Source organism: Streptomyces sp. NPDC047981 (assembly GCF_040653315.1).
In the GTDB taxonomy this organism is placed as follows: domain Bacteria; phylum Actinomycetota; class Actinomycetes; order Streptomycetales; family Streptomycetaceae; genus Streptomyces.
In genome coordinates, this window is the sequence record NZ_JBEZNQ010000188.1 from 1 (window position 1) to 2,194 (window position 2,194).

Here is a 2,194-nt window from a genome sequence, read left to right on the forward strand (position 1 = left end):
GGTGGCCGGCAGGGTCGGGGGCGGCGGCGCGGCGGTGGCGGCCGCCTCCGCGGAGTCCTCGGAGTACTCCGGCAACGTGCTCGTCGGATACGGCACGGCGGGACCGGCGGCCAGGCGTCGCCGGGTGCGGCGCGAGAGCCCCGCGGCGCCGGTGGCCGCGGCGCCGGTGGCCGCCGCGCCGGTGGCCGTCGCTCCGGCCGTCGCCCCCGTGAAGCTGCCGGCCTCGGCGCAGGCCCCCGCGGTGTCCGAGGGCCCGGTGCCGGTGATCTCGCCGCTCGTGCGGAAGCTCGCCCGGGACAAGGGGCTCGATCTGCGGGCGGTACGGGGCTCGGGCCCGGCCGGACTGATCCTGCGGGCCGACGTGGAGTCCGCCGTGGCCGCCGCCGAGACGGCCGCCTCGCGTCCCGCTCCGGCCGTGGCCGCCACGCCTGCCGGTGCCGGTGCGGCCGTCGGCGAGAGGGTGCCGCTGCGCGGGGTCCGGGGTGCCGTCGCCGACAAGCTCTCCCGCAGCCGTACGGAGATCCCGGACGCGACCTGCTGGGTGGACGCGGACGCGACCGAGCTCATGGCGGCGCGGGCCGCGATGAACGCGGCCGGTGGCCAGAAGATCTCGCTCCTCGCGCTGCTCGCCCGCATCTGCACCCACGCGCTCGCCCGGTACCCGGAGCTCAACTCCACGGTGGACATGGCGGCGCGGGAGATCGTCCGGCTGCCGTCTGTGCACCTCGGGTTCGCGGCGCAGACCGAACGCGGTCTGGTCGTCCCGGTCGTCCGCGACGCGGGCACCCGGACGGCGGAGTCGCTGACGGAGGAGTTCGCGCGGCTGACCGAGTCGGCGCGGAAGGGGTCGCTGACACCGGCGGACCTGACCGGCGGGACGTTCACGCTGAACAACTACGGGGTGTTCGGGGTCGACGGATCCACGCCGATCATCAACCACCCGGAGGCGGCGATGCTCGGGGTGGGCCGGATCATCCCCAAGCCGTGGGTCCACGACGGCGAGCTGGCGGTCCGCCAGGTCGTCCAGCTGTCGCTGACCTTCGACCACCGGGTCTGCGACGGAGGCACGGCGGGCGGCTTCCTGCGCTACGTCGCGGACTGCGTGGAGCACCCCGCGGTACTGCTCCGCACGCTCTGACCCCCGCCTACCGCCCCCGAGAGTCCGGCCTGTCGCCCCAAGAGCCCCCGCCCGCCGTCTCGGCGTCTTGATCTCCGAGACGGGCGGGGACTCTTGGGGCGTGTGCGGCTCATACTGCTGGGGTGACGACCGTGTATGACGCCGTCGTGCTCGCGGGCGGGGCGGCGAGACGGCTGGGTGGCGTGGACAAGCCCGGCGTGCGTGTGGGCGGGCGGGCCCTGCTCGACCGCGTGCTCGCAGGCTGCCGGACCGCCGGGCGCACCGTGGTCGTCGGGGACCGGCGGGCGACCGTGCGGCCCGTGGTGTGGGCCAGGGAGGAGCCGCCCGGCGGGGGACCGCTGGCGGCGCTCGACGCCGGCGTGCGCGAGGTCGCGGCCGGTGCCGTGCTCGTGCTCTCCGCCGACCTGCCGTTCCTCGACGAGGAGACCGGCAGCCGTCTCCTGGACGCCCTGACCGCCGCGCCCGACGCCGACGCGGCCCTCCTCGTCGACGCCGACGGCCGCGACCAGCCGCTCGTCGCCGCGTACCGCACCGACGCCCTCCGCCGTGAGATGGGTCTCCTCACGACCACGCACGGCAGCCTCTCCGGGCTGCCGCTGCGTCTGCTCACTCAGGGGATGCGGATCGTCCGGGTCACCGCGGGTCCCCTCGCCTCCTTCGACTGCGACACCTGGGAGGACATCGCCGCGGCCCGGGCCAGGATCAGGGAGCATGGGAACGTGCTGGACGAATGGATCACCGCAGTCAAGGCCGAACTGGGCATCGAGCTCGACGTCGACACCGGCGTGCTGCTCGATCTGGCCCGGGACGCGGCCCACGGGGTCGCCCGCCCCGCCGCGCCGCTGACCACCTTCCTGGTCGGATACGCGGCGGCGAAGGCGGCCGCCGACGGCGCCGCGGGCGGTGCGGAGGCCGCCCGCGAGGCCGTGGCGGAGGCCTCGCGCAAGGCCGCCGCCCTCGCCAACCGCTGGGCCGCCGAAGCGGAGCGGGACACGGCCGGATGACCCCCCACGACGACGGTGACGACGGCGTCGACGAGGTCCTCGCCCTCGTCGC

The 2,194-nt window shown here is 76.2% G+C and carries 2 protein-coding genes; both read left to right on the forward strand.

The features are described 5' to 3' along the window. The coding region (locus AB0E14_RS39625) for a dihydrolipoamide acetyltransferase family protein (protein ID WP_362430420.1) at positions 1-1,138 on the forward strand (1,138 nt) is incomplete at its 5' end. 122 nt (positions 1,139-1,260) lie between these two features. After that, a complete protein-coding gene (locus tag AB0E14_RS39630) occupies positions 1,261-2,142 on the forward strand; it encodes an NTP transferase domain-containing protein (RefSeq protein WP_362430423.1) in 882 nt (293 codons plus the stop codon). Positions 2,143-2,194: the final 52 nt, after the last annotated feature.